Here is a 16,223-nt window from a genome sequence, read left to right as displayed (position 1 = left end):
TTTGTGGATAACTCGATGTCGTGGCCCTTACGCTTCATAGGTAAGGGCCACTGTTTCATCGGGGCAAATAAATATTAGGCAGCGGCCTTCTCGCCCTGGTCGCCGGCGGCGGCGTCGAAGATCGTCGTTTGCTTCGAGTGGTCAACCGCGCCATCGTCCTTGGCCTTATCCAACGTCGCCATGATCTCAAGCAGCTTCTCGCGCGTGTCCGTGTTCAGCTGAGCGAAGGCCGGGTCCTTCTTCACGATCGCAAGGGCGTCGTACATTGCGGGCGCCGAGCGCTTGACCGCTTTCGTGAACGGGCTGTTCGGCTTGATGTTCTTCTTCGTGATCTTGACCGGCTTACCCTGCGCTTCCTTTTCGGCCGCGGCTTCTTCGACCATCTCGGCTGCGTCGTCGCCATACTCTTTTAGCAGCTCGACCGCCAGCGTCACCTTCAACGCCTCGGTGGCGACCCGCTCACGCAGTTCCTTCGGCGCCTTCATCAGCAGCAGCAGGCTCTTGACCCATTCGGTAGACAGCGACAGTCGTTTGGCGATCTCGCTATTCGGGATCTGTTCGTCGGCCAGACGCTGGCAGGCGAGCGCAAGCTCATACGCCGTGTGTGGGTTACTCATGTTGGCCTGGACCATGGCCACGGTCAGGTCGGCGGTGCTGATCGGCTCCTTGCCGTTTTTCTTGGACGGGATGCCGATCACCGTCACATCCGAAATCAGTGGAAGGCCACGGGCCGAGCGCTTCGCGTTCGCCGACGGAAGGGCGAGCAGTCGTGTGTGTCCATCGAAGATGTAAATCCGGTGCTCGCCGGTCCCTTCGTCGTGCTGCACCAGCCCTTTCATCGGCGCGTGGTTCAGCCAGCCCTCATTGGCCAGCAATTCGGCGTACTCGTCGATCTTGGCCTGGTATTGAGGGGTGCGAACGCGCAGGTTGAAGCCCTCGATGATGTGCAGCTTATAGAACGGCAGCTTCCAAAGGTCGCCGGACGATGCCCCAGCGGCCTTCATGGCCTCCTTGAGGTTGCCCGGTTTGATCTGGCCGTTTACGCCGGCTTCCAGCTGATCCATGTTGTGCATATAAATGCTCCTGAATTTGGTCTACGAGTAGGTTACCGCCGCTTGAAGGCTTGGCAAGCAGGGTAGCGGGGGAGCACGGCAAAAACACGACCCCGAAATTGCAGGGGTGGAATAGATGTTTTCCGCGAAATCAATAAGTTAGACGGAATCGAGGGCGGACACCGTGTCCCACGGTCAGCTGGCGCTCGGTATCCACGAACAGCGCAGCCTTGATCAATCCTCGGAACGGTCCGGTGCTGCAGGCTGCTGGGGCTGGTCACCCTGGAAGCCGAACACCGCCTTGCGCAGCGTCGTGAACGAGCGCATGAATGGCCCTGCGTTTTCTTCCACGACGTCCGCCAGTGGGCTATGCATCAGCTTGTACAACGCGCGATCCGCCGTAATGAGGGCGCCGAAAAGTAAGTCTGCCTCATCCGAAATGATTCGCATGGTGCATGTGGCCGCTGGCCCGGCATGAGGCATCTCATAAGGACGCGCCATATCCTCAAGGCTACCGGCCTCGTCCACCAGATCCTGCAGCATCCTGCGGGCGTTCTGGCGCCTATTGTAGCCTTTGGTGTACCAGTACAGCTTCACGCTGGTGAGATTGAAGTCCCGACGCATGACTCGGCTGATGTGATGCGAGAATAGCTCGGCGTCACGGCGAACATCGTCGCCTGGAATGTTGACCGCCTCAATGCGTTCCACTCCCTTGATGACAAGGGGGTTGCCTAATTTGCTGCGCTCCTGGGTGGTATAGGTCGGACCTACGCGAACCTGGCCCTCCATCATGCGATCCCTTCGGCCTTGGCCAGCTCAAGTGCGGTCTTTTCCTGCTGGTTCCTGGTCGAGCAATACATCTTTAGGTCGGAGAAGGCTGATTCGAACGGATGCGTATAGCCGTGCACCTGGTTCTCAGCGAGCTTGCGCGACTCAACCGCGTAATTCAGCTTTGCATAAGCCGCGTCCGCCATCTGGAAAGCCCTGAACAGGCTTGCGGCATTGGCCGACACCAGTCGCAGCGGAACGACCCGAGCTACGCGTTCGACCGGCGCATCGAAGACCTCGCATTCGATCGCCAGCAGCTCGGCCTGCAGCCTGACTTCGTGCACAAGGCTGCGCACCTGTTCCGGACCGCCTTTGCGACGCTCGCGATGGAACATCTTGGCAGCAACGAAATTGAAGTCGCGGCGGATCAGCCGACAGGCCTGCCAGGAATAGAACACGCAGTCGGTTCGATTTTCGAGGCGAACGTTGATGATCTCGACCGCGTCGATGCCCTTGAGCGCCAGGCCATCTGCCGTGAGGACTCTACCGTTGTCGAGGACGGTGATGTCGGATGAGGGGGTCTGCTGAGGTTCCATAGGTGGGAGCATAATTCTGTGCAGCAACGGCAAAACGCCGAATGCTCGCAATAAAAAGTAACTTTTCCTGGGTGGCGATGCGTAACCAGGGAAAAGCGATTGCAAAGAGAGAGGATAAGTGTTGCTTAAAGGAACGCAAGTTGTGTTTTGTCATCAAAATCGTGCTACCATGGCTTGTCGAATTTTGACGTGGCCGGCTTCCGGCATTGCTGCACCCGCCCAGCGGGATATGTTCACGATTGGCCCCAGCCGTGAGCTACTATAGCCAGATGATTTTTAGCCGCTTTGCGGAACTCATCTCAATCACGCTCCGTGATTCCGAGCGCAATCTCCACTGCTCCGCGCAGCTGGATTGAACTGCTTTTAAGCCTCAGTGCTTAGAGGCGGGCTTCTGCCATTCCGTACCGATTTTTGCTTGCCCTGATTAGGACAAGCCGCCCCATTTGCGTCTGCTCGCGCGGCTGCAATTGGGACGGCTTGTCCAGACCTTTTTTCAGGAGCATGTGATGTTGAGTACCTCGACCAAAGACGATTCGTTGTGCTGGATGACCGATGTTGGCATCCCTCCAGAGGACGTGCAGTACCTGCGTACGATGGCCGCTTATCGCGACCATAAAATCGCTTCGGTGCGCGCACGGATCAAAGAGATTCAGGACGCGGCGTATGACGCGCTGCTCACCGTGAGCATGTCGCCCGGCCTGCCCCTGGTGTACCCGCAATGACCACGCGAATAGTGGCATGTCGCACTGGCATGCCACTCATTCCGCTGGCGCCGGCTGTCAACGACCGGCTGCCCGATGCCCTTCGGCATTGGAAAGCTTCATCTCCAGTTTTAACAGCCAGAATTGGCAAAGGAGAGCACAATGAATGTCCAACTGCACCCATCGCAACTATCGAGCCTCGTTACCCGGCTCAACTTCGAAATTCAAGAGCATCTCATCGACAGCATCAACGCCATCGCCGGCCCGGCCGTGGTGATCGGCTGGCGCAAAGTCGGTGACGAAGACCGCCTGGAAATTCGCAGAGAAACGAAGATGGTCGAACTTCTCTCGATCGTCGTTCCGGTGAAGATCATCGACAGCATGAGCCATTCGGTTCCGCTGAGCGGTGCGAGGCTTGAAGTGGTCGGCGCCTGGCGCGTCGATAGCGAAGCGCCTTGGCTGCGCAACCACTGCTTCGGTGACAACGGAACGCTTGTCCTGACACTTCCCTCGTTCGACCCCGAACACATCAAATGCACTGCGACCAACCTCGCAGCGACGATCGGCAAATACCTCGACACCCAGCTCGAGACCTGCTGACAACAACCCCTGAAAGCCGCAAGGCTTTCTCAATGTCGAACACATTGAGAAGGCATCAAGCCTGAAGCTATTTACTGACCGCCTCGCGGGATTTATTTGGAGCTTCACATGACAACGCAAGCACCGGTGCCGACCCTCAAGGTTGGAGACCGTATCTACAAACAGAATTTGACCTGGTCACGCCGGGATAAAATTTTCTTGGGTGATCGCTGCATTGGTATCATCAACTTGAAAAGCGACGATCGGGCTGGACACACCACCTCGCTCGTATCCCAAGCAAGACTCGCAGGCCGTCAAATCAGCTGGTGTGTCGAACAAGCGACCCTGGCCGAGCGACCTCGACAGAACATACTCAATCAATAGGAAATTCATGACCGAAGGCAAACAAGATAATCAGCTGGGGTCTACTTCCGTGGACACCGGCAACATCTTCAAAATCGAACTGGACCAGTGCAACAGCGCGTTCGGCATTTCTGCCGACACACTGCGCCTCCTGGCGGCAAGCCACAACGTAACCCCAGAAGCCTTGATCACCCGTGCGGTAACCATGTGGGCGCAAGCCGTGATTCCGGATCTCGATCTGGATTCGCCTTCGCTCACGCCCGCGCAGATCGAGCTTCTGCACCAGCGTCAGCAGACTGCAGATGCAAATACAACCCAACCACAACAAACACTCGCCGACGCTTTTAGAAAGCTTCTCGAGGGTACAGGAGAGAACCATGAAAATGCAGAATCCCGCCGCCCTCGCGATGGGGGACATTCTTAGAGCTTGGACACCGTTCGATGACAAGCCCAACGTAGCCGGTCCGAAGTTTCGACCGGTTATTTTTTTGGGCGAAACGGTCATCAACGACGTCACGCACTGGGTTGTCGCCTACGGCACTACTCGGATGCAGGCCTGCAAGGAATCGAAGAGCGGCACCGACTTCATCGTCCGCTGCATGAACGACCGCAGCATGGTGATGAACAGCGACACGCGGTTCGATTTCAGCAAGCTTTTCGCCATCCCAGCAACGACCGAGTTCTTCTCGGCGAACAAACGCAGCACCCTGGCCCGGATCGCCAAGATCCCGGAACAGGACCTGCCACAAGCAGCCGCCTGCATGCAGGCAGCGAAAGTCGGTCAGGCACTTAGTCGTTTAGGTGTCAGGCTTTAAAACGGTGGCTTAGTTCGACGACCTTCCCTTTTCGGGGCGGGTTGTCTCTTGTGCGGTTTCCTACGAGACCTCACCAGGGACAGCCCGTCCATCAACCTTTGAGGGAAATAAATCGTATGAACACTTCTACCGCTCCGAACCAACTTCAGTGGATGATCAACGTCGGAGTCAACCAAGCCGATGTACGTTGGCTTGAACGCATGGGCGGCTCGATCGAACTGCACATGCCTGGTAATCGTGAACGTATCGAGCGCATCTATACCGAAGCCTACTCTCGCATTTTGGAGAGCAGTACGCCAGAGCTCTACGTGAAACAAACACTGAACTGATGTACCCGGGAGGCGCTCAACGACGAGCGCCAACCACTTCCCGCCAGCCCCTCCGCACTGCTTCTCTCTGCCCTGCAGCGACGAGCATCCCGCTCAAGATTTTCTCTGCCTTCCTTGGCAAACACCTTCGTGCCGCGTTCTGCTGCACGCACCTCAAAAGCAATCCAGTCTGCAACTACCCATGCTCGCCACCGCGGCGACCTACCTTACGGGAGAACCTATGAAATTTACCGAAGCCGAGCTACTGGCCATCCAGTTTCCACGCTCGGAGCACTACGGCCTTTCGTCCACTTACAGCGCATCGCTCACGATGGGCAACTGCGTGAAGATCCATGCCGCGATCGACGCCCGGCGCCGCATCGACGGCACTGTGAGCGCTGCCGACGTCGAGGCCGTGTATAAGGCCGCGAACGTTCAGCTGGATGAGTGGGCGCTTGGCCCGGTCAACTTCGCTGAGATTGCCGACGACTTCAACGACGGCCGCGAGCCAGAGTCGATCCCCGATATGATCCGAGATAGCCTGATCACCATGACGGTGATCGGGAATTCGGCCAAGCTGTCGGCGCAGCTGGAGCGCGCTGATTACGCCAAGGTCAACAAAATCCTCGAAGCCCTCGGCGGCAAGTGGAACAAGAAAGCCGGGGCGCACGTGTTCGCTGGCTGCGATCCGGAAGAGGCCATTGCCAACTACCTAGAGACCGGCAAGCTGGACAAGCCGGAGAAGTTCGGGTTCTTCCCGACGCCGGCGCCGTTGGCACGCGAGCTCGTGAAGCTCGCCGGGCTGAAACCAGGCGACACCGTTTTGGAGCCGCAGGCAGGCGTTGGCGGCATTGCCAATATCTGTGCGGAAGTGGTGGGGAAGGGTAACGTCACCTGCTACGAGATCCAGCAGAAAAACTGCGACGTGCTACGAAGCCTCGGCCACCAAGTCGAGCAGGCCGACTTTCTTACTGTCGAGCCGACGCGACTTTTCTCGCACGTCATCTGTAACCCGCCGTTTGAGAAGCAAGCCGATATTTCGCATGTCTTGGCAGGCTTCAGGTTCGTAGAGCCAGGCGGCACGATGGCGGCGATCATGTCGATCGGCGTCACGTTCCGCACCAACAGCAAGACCACACAGTTCCGCGCATTCCTCGATTCGATGAAGGCAACGATCAAGGTCAACGACAAGGACGCCTTCAAGGAAAGCGGCACCGCGGCCCAAACCGTGTCCATCGTCTTCCAAAAACCGCATGACTGGCCCTTAGAAGCGCCTGCGCGCATCGAGGCCGCCCACCCAACCCCAGCCCCTGTGCTGGCGCTGGAAGCCGATCTGGAAGCCGTAGCGCCCGCCCTGGCCATCGTGGCGCGCATCCAGCCGAAATCAAAGCCGCAGCCCGCCCAAGGTTGCTTCGCCTTTTAAAACTAACTTTCTCCAACCATGACCATTCAAGCCTTCACCCAAGATCAGGTGCGCGCGTTGCGTACTGCCCGTTTCAGCGAACGTGCCCACGCGATCCAAAGTGGCCTGCCCACTGAACGAGTCCGCATTAAGTTCTTCACTGGCGCCTTCAATGCGTTCTTTCGCCGGAACGAATGCCTGTTCAACGTGTACGCCGGCGACGACGACACCACGCTGATCGGCACCTACTACCAAAACGCGCTGACCGAATTCAGGGAATAGCGCTTCATCACCACGAACCACCACCACGCCGAGCATTGCACTCGGCGTTTTCAATTTGCGGCCCCGCCGCCCAAGGACAAAATCATGTGGCCTATCAAAGACCCGACGCAACTCCCCATCCCCATGCGCAAGACCAACGGCTATGCCTACCTCAGCGACGCGTTCTTTCCGCTGTGGCTCGAAGGCCTGCGCGTTGCACACATGCTGCTCGACGACCACGAAGAAAAGCACGGTAACGAAACCTATTACCAGGACAGCTTCGGCGGCCACTACATCGCTGCGCTGGCGGATCCGCAGTTCGGCGACGCTGGCATTATTTTCGACGGCGTGACCGATCCGGCCATGGCACATCTCCATCGCAACGACCAGTCGGCGTGGCAGGCGTTCAAAGCGGCTCAGGAAGGCCTCAAATCGGCCCCACGCGGCGCGATCGCGCTGTTGTGCGATCAGGGACGCTGGCACATCAGGATTCACGCTGGCGCCGGCTATCTCAGCGAATGTCGCACGATGCGCAGCTCCGGCCCAAAGCCGAGCGTGCAGGAAATCCGCGAATGTCTGCTGTCGTATGAGGGCTACCTTGCCCGGTGCCATGCCAGGGTCGAGAGGACGATCCTTCGCAACTTCGCTCGCCTGCGCGAACTGAACCTGCAACCTGGCCTGATGCTGCGCGAGGTCGAGCTGCAGCACAAAGGCAGGATGTCGAAGATGAACTTCAAGATCCAGTCCATCTCCGAGAACGGCTACCTGTTCCTGACCGATGGCACGCTACGTGGCGCTCGCGAACGCTTTACCGCGACGGTTGCTGCCTGCGACATCAACAAGGACCAGGTGCACGTACCGCCTCCGAAAAAAGCAGCAGCCCCGGTCGACCACGACACGGCGCCGCTGTTCTAACACCCTCCCGGTCCCTGCTTCATGCAGGGCCGGGCAGGGCGTCACCCCTCCAATGGCGCTTGTCAGCGCCGCACGCTGTTCCTCCAACCCTCTGGATTGGATGAGCACGCCGCTCAAGTATTTCTCCCGCCGACTATCGGCATCGCAATGCGCGCTCTATTCGGGCCGCAACTTCAATCTCAACTACAAGCCCCGGCCTCGCGCTGGTGCATTTCATCTTGGAGCATTCCCCATGGGCGCAACCGTTGTAACCGGCAAGACCGTCGCTGCTTTCCGTCACCCGACTACTGGCGAGGTCATTTATCTTTGTTTCGAGCAAACCTTCGAGAAAAATTGCCACCCCCATATCGCAAATTGGAGCGTCCGTTGCATCGGCACCTTCGAGCAAGTCATGAAGGTGGTCTACTCGTCCGCGGCCGCATGCGAAGGCGGCGGGCTGCAGATCCGCAGCGGCAATACGAAGCCTGAGACTTACCTGAAAAGCTGGCGCCTCTGTTTCAGTGAGCCATTCCAGATGGCAGATCAGGAAATCGATCTGAAGCTGGGCGGCGATTCGCTGTACGCACCGATCCCAGACAATCACGTTGAGACTGCGCTCGCAACGCTGGAACGAATCGGCCGCCAGGACGTCGCTGATGCGTTGAAACGCGGCGGCACGGTAAAGGTGAACCTGCACAGGGACACGGACATCGTCCTCGGCCTTTACGGCGTGGGTACCGGCCTGTCGCTCTGGAAGGTAATCCGAGGCCTCTGGGGACTCGGCTATGCCGATGAGACGCTGGCGCCGCCAATCGCAAAGCGAGAGGTGGCGATGCCTACCGCTGTCGCTTTCGCGATCGATCCCGAGAACGTTGTCGTCAGCATCAACGGCGGTCCACTCAAGCACATGGGTTGGCGCTACAGCGCTGTTGGCCAGTACATCCGCGAGGTTGCCTATCCCATCGAGTTGCAGCGCAGTTTCAGTGCCTATCAGCTTATCCGCCAGTTCCGGGATATCTGCGACGATGCGCCGGAACTGCCTGACGACACGATCATTACCGTGACGCCGGCAAACACTGAGCATAGCTACTACCTAGGCAACGCGAAGAAGCTGGCTGTGAAGCTCAGCATCTTCGCATCCGTCGAGGACGTTCCTGAATCGTACGAGACCACGTTCGGTGTCGTGCGTGAGCTGAAGGAGGAGTACCTGCTCTCGACCCTCGAGGACGAACAGGTGGCTTTCGCGCTCGCGCCAAGCATCGATGTCAACACGCTGCGTCTGGCGACCAATGGCCAGGTCCTGCAGCAAAGCCTGTTCTAACCCTGCAAACCCGAACGCGCAGCTCGCTGCGCGCTTCCTTTTCTAAAACCTATGTCTCATACCCTCAACTTCAATTTCGACACCGGCACGTTCTTCGCGGCCCACACCACCACTGGTGGAATCCGCGTCGGCATGAACGGCATCTGCGCCATCGAGTTCCCACCAGGGCACGCGATGTTCGAAGAGGCCAACACGCTGACGCCGGCAACCGTGGAAGCGTTCATCGACGGACAGATCGAATCTGGCTGCATCGATATCCGGGCCTTCGCATAAAAACTAGCACCCTGCGGGGTGCACTCCCAGCATAGATCCGCGTCCGTGAGGACGCCTTACAAGGAAACGATATGAGCAAAAACCTCGGTGCGATGCTTGGCAAGCTGCTTCGGGCGCCGGCGCCACGAAAGCAGGACACACAGCGTAAAGCGCGCGAGCAGGCAAAGGCTCTCGCGCACACGCACGGAATCGAAATCGAGCGCCTGCGCGATGGAGGCTTCAACGTGTGGCCGCCGAAAGCCTTCGCTGGAGACGACCCGCACGATGGTGACCACTATGCCGCGGACTGGGAAGAGGCGCTTGCGCATGTGCGCGCATACGTGCCGACATGACGCTCCCGCCAATCCAATGAAGGAAATCCACATGTACAACGACGCACTCAACGAATTGCCGATCAGGCAGAAAAACGCTCACCTCTCGGACGATTTTGTGATGAGGGTGGGCTTACCCCACAGCGGCGGCCGGCTGGCCGCTCATGCCTTCAACGAGGATTTCAAGGTCATGGTGAGCGCTTCGGCGTTCTGGAATCGGGCGACACGCCAGTTCCACATGCCAAAGGCTACGGACCTGAGCGAGCTCGACTTCGCGCTCGATTCCGCTGGCTACACCGGCATCTTGAATTTCCAGCGAAACGGCCTGCAGGACGGCATGGCATGCGTGTTCCCGTGGGACTACGCGGCCTACATGGAATTCGCGAATCTCAGCGGTTGCAGCTGGTACAGCCAAGCAGACCTTTGCGTCGAAAATCAGGTAGCTCGTGACCGTGAGGCGATCGACTACCGCATTCGTGCGACTGCGACGCTCTTGGAGGGCATGCTGCAGATCCTCTATGCGTGGCAAAACGAACTGTCGCGCTCATGTAACTCGACCGTGGTGGCCAACCTGCTGCGCCCGCCTGTACCGGTTCTGCAAGGCCGCAACATCGGTGATTACCTGTTCAGTTTGGAGTTGCTCAATTCTGTATGGGACCGCTGGAACGGGTGGCTCGACACCCCTGCATTGATTGGGGTGGGAAGCATGTGCAGGCGGGATTTGCACGATCCGGAAGAAGGCCTCTATGCGATCGCTGAAGCCCTCGGCCGCAACTTCCCGAAAGGTTCCCGTGCGCATTTTTTTGGAGTTAAGAACCAAGCCTTGAACGAGATCCCGAAAATGGGGTTCATCGCATCTTCGGACTCGATGAGTTACGACTTCAATTCCCGCGTGAAGGCGCACAAGGCCCGCGCACCCAATTCCATGGAGCGCCGTACAAAAGAGATGAGTGAATGGATGAGCGCAGCTATGGCCCGCGTCTCGGCCAGCGCTCGACTACCAAGCACATTCCTCTGCAACTAATGCCGGCGGCCCCTGATTCTCAGGGCGCCGGCTTTTCCCTTCCACGCACCGGCTTTTTCGTGCTCGCACACCGAACAGCTTCTTCAACGGTTATCCCCGCCGACCTTCGGCACTTAACCGCTCCCTGACGACGTCCTCGATGTCGAACGGCGCTTACAACACCTGGAGAATCATGTCCCATCCCGCAAACCCGGCCCGCCCATCGTTCAAGCCAACGCCTGAGATGATCACTGCGGCAGAAAACGTATTCCTGGCCATGGCGATCGAGGGCGCAACCCGTCCTATCGTCGAAACCTATCAGAAGAAAGTACTTTCCGAGCGCGAGTGGCACTCGGATCCGGCTACGCGAGAAGCGCCTGGCATACCCGAGCGTGTCACCGATCCAAAGTACGCGTGGGTGATGGGCGCGGAGGAGTTCGCTCTGTACCGCAAGCGCTGCAACGAAGAACGCATCGCGGCGAAGCTGTCCGCCGAAACCGAAGACCACTGTCCGCTGCTGGTCGCCGAGAACACAACGCGCCTCGCCAAGACGGCCTTGCTCGACACGATGGCTGGCATTACGAAGATCGATGGCGCAACTGCTGCAGGTATGAAGCCTGCCGACTACGACAGGCTCATCGACGTCACGCTGCGTCTGCTGGCGCCGTTCGTCAAGAACGTGCTGGCGGAGCCGCAAGGGGTATGACGCAATGCCGGCGACCAGGTGTCCCCGGCGACCATCAAATGCTTCACCTTTCCGAAACTTTCATCAAGGAGAAACACCATGCGCGAACTCACCCCGAACGAAATCGATATGGTCTCGGCTGGTCCATCGGCTGCAGCACCGCTGGCGCTGGCCAGCCCATGCAACGGCGTGGCCGGGCTACCCGCACCGGCAATTCCTAGTCTCTACCCGGCGATAGGCGGCTTGCTCCTGCTGAACCCGCCCATCGAAAGCGCCAAGTAACTTTTGCGGCAGGTCCGACCCCATTCCGATTTCTGGAATGGGGTTTTTTTTCGCCTCCATTTTCGAAAGGCCCCGACGTCGCGCTCTGCACAGCTGGCGTGAGTTCGACATGAGCGACGTGCAGCTAATGTCAATTACATCAATTAAAGCGACTACACGTTTAAATACCCGACCGAGGTACCTAACTAAATTTGAAGCACTTTTAAAGGATGAGAGCTGGCATGCGAAATAAACACTGTGTTAGGAAGAGGCATGTCCCTGGAGAACGTAGGGGTGCCCAGGCTCAGCCTCAAGAAACAGTTTCCTGAAAGTAATCTTAAATTTGGCAAATCTCGACAATGGACTAAAAGATGTGTATCAATCGAAAAATCTCCACTAATAACGCATTGACGTCAAAAAAATTAACCCCTCGAAACAATTGAAATTGAACGGGATATTAAACCGAGGCGATTTCAGGAAAATTAATATCAATAGTGTGTCGTTGATGCCACTCAAACTCACCGTTTGAACTGTTAAACTCCAAGTTCCTTATTCTAAATTTAAAAGATTAATCTCCTTGTTGAGGAGTGATCTCTACGATAACGTGGGAGACTATTATGCCTCGGAAAATCATCTTGTTCGCTGTTGCCATCTGCTCGTCTCAACTACTTTCGGCTCACGACATGCGAGCCTACCCCGCTGCAGAGCAGAGTGCGCGCGATCAATCTGCAAGCGAACGCTCAGATTCATCCGGTAATTCACGTGTTGGGAAAGACGGGTCGGTTACGATGACTTTTCCGAAGGACATATCAAAACCGCCAAAGTCAGACGCTGCTCAAGAGCGGCAGGCTGCTGAGAATAAAGCCTTGGAAAAATTAGATAAAGCAAACGACCACCGAGACAACGTTTGGTCGACGAAGCATACTGCAAGGGAGCGCGGGCAATCCATGAAAGAAGCTGCTGACGCAAAAAACGCAGCTGAAAAGGAGTTGTCGAAACCGTAATTATCGTCCTATAGCACCGCTCTCGATATTTCCCGGAATGTTTTTCGAAGATAGTGGGTTCGTCGAACTTCTTGATACGGCGAGGCTGATTATGCTCTGGAAGCAACTGACGCTCCAAAATAAAGTTGTCGCTCGCTTGGTTTTAATATCCTCTGTTGGTTTCTCCCCATCGTTTTCTTCTGCGGCTGAGTGGACAAAGGTAGGTGAAGTCGATAGCCAGTTTGGGCCTTCAGTGGTTGAGCTCGATTCGAGTTCAATCCGAAACTTTACGAGCACCCCAGAGCAAGAAGAGCTGGAATTTCAACGATTTCATTCTAAAGTTAGGTCTGCATGGTTTCGAATCTCTTTTTCGCCCACGGAAGTCGAAGGGCAGACAATTTCATCAGGACTCATACGTCTTGCCGTCAACTGCGACATTAATCAGACGCAGACAGAGCAAATGATTGTGTATTCTGGCACCCGCGGTACTGGCAAGAAACTGGCTTCCACTCAAACTCGATCGCTTTGGGTAGATATCGTCCCGGATTCTCTTCCGGATCTTGCCCGGCGCGAATTATGTTGAGTTATGTCCACCGATAGGCGGCTCAACCATATGAGCCAATATCAAAGCGGCAGAGTGACCTGCTGCGACACACAGGTAACTCTGCCGCTCATCGTTTCGGCCCGTCAGCCACGGCGATGGCGCCGGGCGTGGCGCGCGTCAGGATTGGCCCAAGCTCTGGAAGAAGCTTTCGAGGTTGATGGGCCGCGGCTTTCTCACCAGCGTGAAGTACTCGGTCAGGTCGCCGAAAGGCGTGTGAGCCAGAACGGTACAGATCGCGTATCCGTCCAACCAGTGAACTGCCGAAACGTGCATCCGGTCAGGGAGTCCGCTGCAAAACTCGTCCATGCCCGCGATCTGATCGTGCGCATCGTCGTGAGGCACCTCGTCGAGCATATCGATGAGCGACGGCTCGAAATCGCCGGAACTTGACGGGCGCAGATAGTGGACACTCGATTCGAAGACGATGTGTTTAATAGCCGCGAGGACTTCGTCATAAGCAGCGTCCCCGTTCTCAACTTCCTCCGCTAGTTCTTCAAGTCCGGCCGCCCTGAACAGACGACAAATCTCTTCCTCCCATTTGTCCAGGTCGATATCGTTCTCATCCTGCTCCGGTTCGTCGCCCTCATCTTGGCGAGTGCCCTGGTCGCGCCAATCCGTGGCCTGGCTATAGGCGATGACCGCTTCCCGGTCTGGATTATCCGAGCGGGCGAAAATTGTCCGCACATCGAACTTGAGGTTGAGCCCTTGGATATAGCCGACCAAGTTCTCGACCGCGGTTTGCTTTTCCAGCGCCACCATCGGCGGGTCCACCCTCGACGTCCAGTTGGAAAACTGACCTGGCCGTGCATCGAACACGACCGTGCGAACTTTTTTGAAGCGGCGACGAAGATCATCCAGCGCCGCTGTAAGGCATTTGGCGCCGAGGCCTTTTGCGACGCCGGCGCGTCGGTCCCACAACCACACGAAGCACAGGTCACTTTTCTCGATTACGTCTTCGGCGTCGTCGTGCTGTGTGATGAACGACTTGGCCTGAATGACATCGCTATCTGCCATCGAGTCGGCCGCAATGATCAGATCCTGCAATCCACCCACCAGCTCGCCGCCTTCACGCTTGAAAACGTAGGTCATGCCGCATGCGGCCGCGTCCGGCTGTGCCGCGCCGGCCATCGTTAGCGTTGCTTCCCACTCATAGGCAGCGACATCGCATTCGACTTCCAGATATCGGAATACGCGAACAGAAACCGAATAACCGTCGCCCTCCACAATACGAGTTGGCAGCTCGCGCCCTTGCCCGGTGCTGGCCCAAGGGCCCCACATGGAGAACTCGCCTTCTACGGGCGACCGGATGAAGAACGAGATGAGGGGCTTTTCGGCGAAGGTCTTGACAGCTATCTCAGCGAACTCGGCCGCTAACCGTGCAAGATGGGGAGGCTGCGCCACAGCGCTTGCCCAATCGCGCCAGCCGGCTGCGCCAACCTCAGCCAGGGCTGCATTCGCCGCGGGCGTGCTCGGGCGCTCATGGGCTACAGCCATTACCATTTTCGATGCGATTTGCCTGCAGAACTGTTCACGGAATATCGTGTCGACCGGGAGATGCAATCCCTCAATCTGGACTGGCTGCCGCATGAACTCCGCGAACGTAATGTTCAGATTTGTCAGGTCGGGGAAACGCGCTTTATCGCTCAGCCCAAAGTGGCGCATCGCGACATTACCGACGGTCATCTGATCGATGAATTCGTGGATGGAAGCAGGCTCGTCCTCAATGCGAAAGTCCCCAAACCGGTCGTCTTCCAGACGCTGCAAAAAGGCCTCACGTAAGAGGCCGAATGAATGCTCCATTTCTTATTTCTCGCACGAGGGAAACCTGCGTCCTGTGTTGTCGATCAAGTGCGCTCCCGCGCAATCTGCTCAGCGCACTCCTTTGCGCCGAAATCTTGGGTCGCATAGTCGTCAACGATATCACGCTCGTCGGCGGTAAGGACAACTGGTTGACCCATATCATCCAGATTACGTTGGACTTCGGCGAAGAAGGCGTTCGATGCGTCGTTCATATTTATCTCCGATGTGGAAGTTGAATTTCGTCTGCCGCCCAATGCAGCAAACAGGAAAATGCTCGGGCAGCGTAGCAGTCCTTTCTCGGCGCGCAAGCCGCGGTAGTTGAGATGGCGCAGCCAGCAGGCCGATGTGACGCTGTCGGCTACAATCATGGCCCGAACTAAGAAAGGAGCATGTATGGTCAAAACTGCCTATCCTGGCACTCAGCTGCAGCCAGTGCAAACGCTGGACTTTATCCTTGAAAATGGGCTTCGGGCGGGTGCGGTTTTCCTTCCGCAGCCGGATTCGACGGGAACCCTGGTCCAGCATGTCGCGATCGCGTTTGTTCACGCCGGGTCACCGTTGGAAATGCCGGTTCCAGCGCAGCGCCGACCACAGACCATACTGGATGCCGCGACGCTTGCCTTCGCCTTTGCCCAGTCAGAATCAGCTCGTGTAGGATCAGCAATTTCGTCTGTGCGCCTGCTTGGACAAGAATTTCTCGAAGAATCAGACGTTCTGCAAATCACGAATGGCAAGCTGAAGGTTGACGTGGTCTGAGCGCGAACGCTCGACTTCGGTTGAGACTGGCGGCTAGGGGATGTTGATATATGCGCAACGCATGCCTGTCATCATGAGACACAATTGGATTTATATGCGGCAATGCAGCATTATGTTCATGTCTCCTCTACTTTCCTCCAAGAAAATAGATTATTGCCCGCTGCTAGCGGGCATTTTTTTGGTTCTTCACGGATTCCCGGGAAACGCTGCTTTGATCTTGAGGAAGAAGAAGGCGCTGTCCCGGTACCCATAGGCCATCCGCTTCATGACTTTGATGCGGTTGTTGATACCTTCGAGCTGGCCGGTGTGCATCGGCCAGCGCACCCGCGCCAGGATGCCACGCCAATAGGGCGCGAGTTTGTTGGCAAAGCGGGCCAGCGGTTCGACACCGCTGTCTCGGGCCATGGCCAGCCAGTTACGCCAGGCTGCTCGCCAAGTCCAACCGCCCTGGGTTTGCCATAGTTCCTTCAAGCTCGCTTTCATGACG

General features: G+C 57.2%; 24 protein-coding genes. 18 read left to right on the top strand and 6 right to left on the bottom strand.

Features of this window, described 5'->3' with window-relative positions:
- Nucleotides 1-74: 74 nt before the first annotated feature.
- The 3 genes from ACFPO9_RS16835 to ACFPO9_RS16825 form a co-directional block, all read right to left on the bottom strand.
- Nucleotides 75-1,073 (bottom strand): hypothetical protein, encoded by a 999-nt coding sequence (locus tag ACFPO9_RS16835; protein ID WP_379772391.1) that lies wholly within the window; start codon nucleotides 1,071-1,073, stop codon nucleotides 75-77.
- Nucleotides 1,074-1,286: 213 nt separating this feature from the next.
- Nucleotides 1,287-1,844 (bottom strand): hypothetical protein, encoded by a 558-nt coding sequence (locus tag ACFPO9_RS16830; protein ID WP_379772389.1) that lies wholly within the window; start codon nucleotides 1,842-1,844, stop codon nucleotides 1,287-1,289.
- Nucleotides 1,841-2,416 carry a hypothetical protein gene (locus tag ACFPO9_RS16825; RefSeq protein WP_379772387.1) on the bottom strand — a complete coding sequence of 192 codons (576 nt, stop codon included), beginning with the start codon at nucleotides 2,414-2,416 and terminating at the stop codon, nucleotides 1,841-1,843. The genes ACFPO9_RS16830 and ACFPO9_RS16825 overlap by 4 nt, the downstream gene beginning before the upstream one ends.
- A gap of 443 nt (nucleotides 2,417-2,859) precedes the next feature.
- Between ACFPO9_RS16825 and ACFPO9_RS16820 the strand changes: the two genes are divergently transcribed.
- The 17 genes from ACFPO9_RS16820 (at nucleotide 2,860) to ACFPO9_RS16740 (ending at nucleotide 13,159) form a co-directional block, all read left to right on the top strand.
- The gene (locus ACFPO9_RS16820; RefSeq protein WP_379772384.1) at nucleotides 2,860-3,138 is read left to right on the top strand and encodes a hypothetical protein; all 279 of its coding nucleotides are present in this window, start codon (nucleotides 2,860-2,862) and stop codon (nucleotides 3,136-3,138) included.
- A 141-nt stretch (nucleotides 3,139-3,279) separates the two neighbouring features.
- Complete coding sequence (locus ACFPO9_RS16815) at nucleotides 3,280-3,717, top strand: hypothetical protein (RefSeq protein WP_379772381.1); 438 nt, start codon at nucleotides 3,280-3,282, stop codon at nucleotides 3,715-3,717.
- A gap of 108 nt (nucleotides 3,718-3,825) precedes the next feature.
- Entirely contained in the window at nucleotides 3,826-4,080 is a 255-nt protein-coding gene (locus ACFPO9_RS16810) for a hypothetical protein (RefSeq protein ID WP_379772378.1), read from the top strand.
- Nucleotides 4,081-4,087: 7 nt separating this feature from the next.
- The gene (locus ACFPO9_RS16805) at nucleotides 4,088-4,483 is read left to right on the top strand and encodes a hypothetical protein (RefSeq protein WP_379772376.1); all 396 of its coding nucleotides are present in this window, start codon (nucleotides 4,088-4,090) and stop codon (nucleotides 4,481-4,483) included.
- Complete coding sequence (locus ACFPO9_RS16800; RefSeq protein ID WP_379772373.1) at nucleotides 4,437-4,874, top strand: hypothetical protein; 438 nt, start codon at nucleotides 4,437-4,439, stop codon at nucleotides 4,872-4,874. Before ACFPO9_RS16805 ends, ACFPO9_RS16800 begins: the two co-directional genes overlap by 47 nt.
- 116 nt (nucleotides 4,875-4,990) lie before the next feature.
- Entirely contained in the window at nucleotides 4,991-5,203 is a 213-nt protein-coding gene (locus ACFPO9_RS16795) for a hypothetical protein (protein WP_379772371.1), read from the top strand.
- A gap of 220 nt (nucleotides 5,204-5,423) precedes the next feature.
- Nucleotides 5,424-6,605 (top strand): hypothetical protein, encoded by a 1,182-nt coding sequence (locus tag ACFPO9_RS16790; protein ID WP_379772368.1) that lies wholly within the window; start codon nucleotides 5,424-5,426, stop codon nucleotides 6,603-6,605.
- An 18-nt stretch (nucleotides 6,606-6,623) separates the two neighbouring features.
- Nucleotides 6,624-6,866 carry a hypothetical protein gene (locus ACFPO9_RS16785; RefSeq protein WP_379772365.1) on the top strand — a complete coding sequence of 81 codons (243 nt, stop codon included), beginning with the start codon at nucleotides 6,624-6,626 and terminating at the stop codon, nucleotides 6,864-6,866.
- 84 nt (nucleotides 6,867-6,950) lie between these two features.
- A complete protein-coding gene (locus ACFPO9_RS16780; RefSeq protein ID WP_379772363.1) occupies nucleotides 6,951-7,760 on the top strand; it encodes a hypothetical protein in 810 nt (269 codons plus the stop codon).
- 100 nt (nucleotides 7,761-7,860) lie between these two features.
- On the top strand, nucleotides 7,861-9,060 hold the full coding sequence (locus tag ACFPO9_RS16775) for a hypothetical protein (RefSeq protein ID WP_379772361.1): 1,200 nt from the start codon (nucleotides 7,861-7,863) through the stop codon (nucleotides 9,058-9,060).
- Nucleotides 9,061-9,111: 51 nt separating this feature from the next.
- Complete coding sequence (locus tag ACFPO9_RS16770) at nucleotides 9,112-9,333, top strand: hypothetical protein (RefSeq protein WP_379772359.1); 222 nt, start codon at nucleotides 9,112-9,114, stop codon at nucleotides 9,331-9,333.
- A 71-nt stretch (nucleotides 9,334-9,404) separates the two neighbouring features.
- Nucleotides 9,405-9,665 (top strand): hypothetical protein, encoded by a 261-nt coding sequence (locus tag ACFPO9_RS16765; RefSeq protein WP_379772356.1) that lies wholly within the window; start codon nucleotides 9,405-9,407, stop codon nucleotides 9,663-9,665.
- Between the two features lie 31 nt (nucleotides 9,666-9,696).
- Nucleotides 9,697-10,668, top strand: coding sequence for a deazapurine DNA modification protein DpdA family protein (locus ACFPO9_RS16760; RefSeq protein WP_379772353.1), 972 nt, complete (start codon nucleotides 9,697-9,699; stop codon nucleotides 10,666-10,668).
- Between the two features lie 172 nt (nucleotides 10,669-10,840).
- Entirely contained in the window at nucleotides 10,841-11,353 is a 513-nt protein-coding gene (locus ACFPO9_RS16755; RefSeq protein WP_379772350.1) for a hypothetical protein, read from the top strand.
- A 78-nt stretch (nucleotides 11,354-11,431) separates the two neighbouring features.
- Nucleotides 11,432-11,614: a hypothetical protein gene (locus ACFPO9_RS16750; protein WP_379772348.1), complete on the top strand. Its 183-nt coding sequence runs from the start codon at nucleotides 11,432-11,434 to the stop codon at nucleotides 11,612-11,614.
- A gap of 596 nt (nucleotides 11,615-12,210) precedes the next feature.
- Complete coding sequence (locus tag ACFPO9_RS16745; protein ID WP_379772346.1) at nucleotides 12,211-12,597, top strand: hypothetical protein; 387 nt, start codon at nucleotides 12,211-12,213, stop codon at nucleotides 12,595-12,597.
- A 37-nt stretch (nucleotides 12,598-12,634) separates the two neighbouring features.
- Nucleotides 12,635-13,159: a surface-adhesin E family protein gene (locus tag ACFPO9_RS16740; RefSeq protein WP_379772344.1), complete on the top strand. Its 525-nt coding sequence runs from the start codon at nucleotides 12,635-12,637 to the stop codon at nucleotides 13,157-13,159.
- 138 nt (nucleotides 13,160-13,297) lie between these two features.
- On the opposite strand, the gene ACFPO9_RS16735 is transcribed toward ACFPO9_RS16740, so the two are convergent.
- Both ACFPO9_RS16735 and ACFPO9_RS16730 read right to left on the bottom strand, forming a co-directional pair.
- Nucleotides 13,298-14,980 carry a hypothetical protein gene (locus tag ACFPO9_RS16735; RefSeq protein ID WP_379772342.1) on the bottom strand — a complete coding sequence of 561 codons (1,683 nt, stop codon included), beginning with the start codon at nucleotides 14,978-14,980 and terminating at the stop codon, nucleotides 13,298-13,300.
- Between the two features lie 44 nt (nucleotides 14,981-15,024).
- Nucleotides 15,025-15,348 carry a hypothetical protein gene (locus ACFPO9_RS16730; protein WP_379772339.1) on the bottom strand — a complete coding sequence of 108 codons (324 nt, stop codon included), beginning with the start codon at nucleotides 15,346-15,348 and terminating at the stop codon, nucleotides 15,025-15,027.
- Nucleotides 15,349-15,373: 25 nt separating this feature from the next.
- Between ACFPO9_RS16730 and ACFPO9_RS16725 the strand changes: the two genes are divergently transcribed.
- Nucleotides 15,374-15,736, top strand: a complete 363-nt coding sequence (locus ACFPO9_RS16725; RefSeq protein ID WP_379772337.1) for a hypothetical protein — start codon at nucleotides 15,374-15,376, stop codon at nucleotides 15,734-15,736.
- Nucleotides 15,737-15,922: 186 nt separating this feature from the next.
- Here the strand turns inward: ACFPO9_RS16725 and ACFPO9_RS16720 are convergent.
- Nucleotides 15,923-16,223 (bottom strand): transposase (locus ACFPO9_RS16720; protein WP_379772334.1); only part of this gene is annotated, 301 nt, incomplete at its 5' end.

The organism is Massilia aerilata (assembly GCF_042656905.1).
GTDB classification, from domain to species: Bacteria; Pseudomonadota; Gammaproteobacteria; order Burkholderiales; family Burkholderiaceae_D; genus Telluria; species Telluria aerilata.
This window is presented reverse-complemented; position numbering and strand designations above follow the sequence as displayed.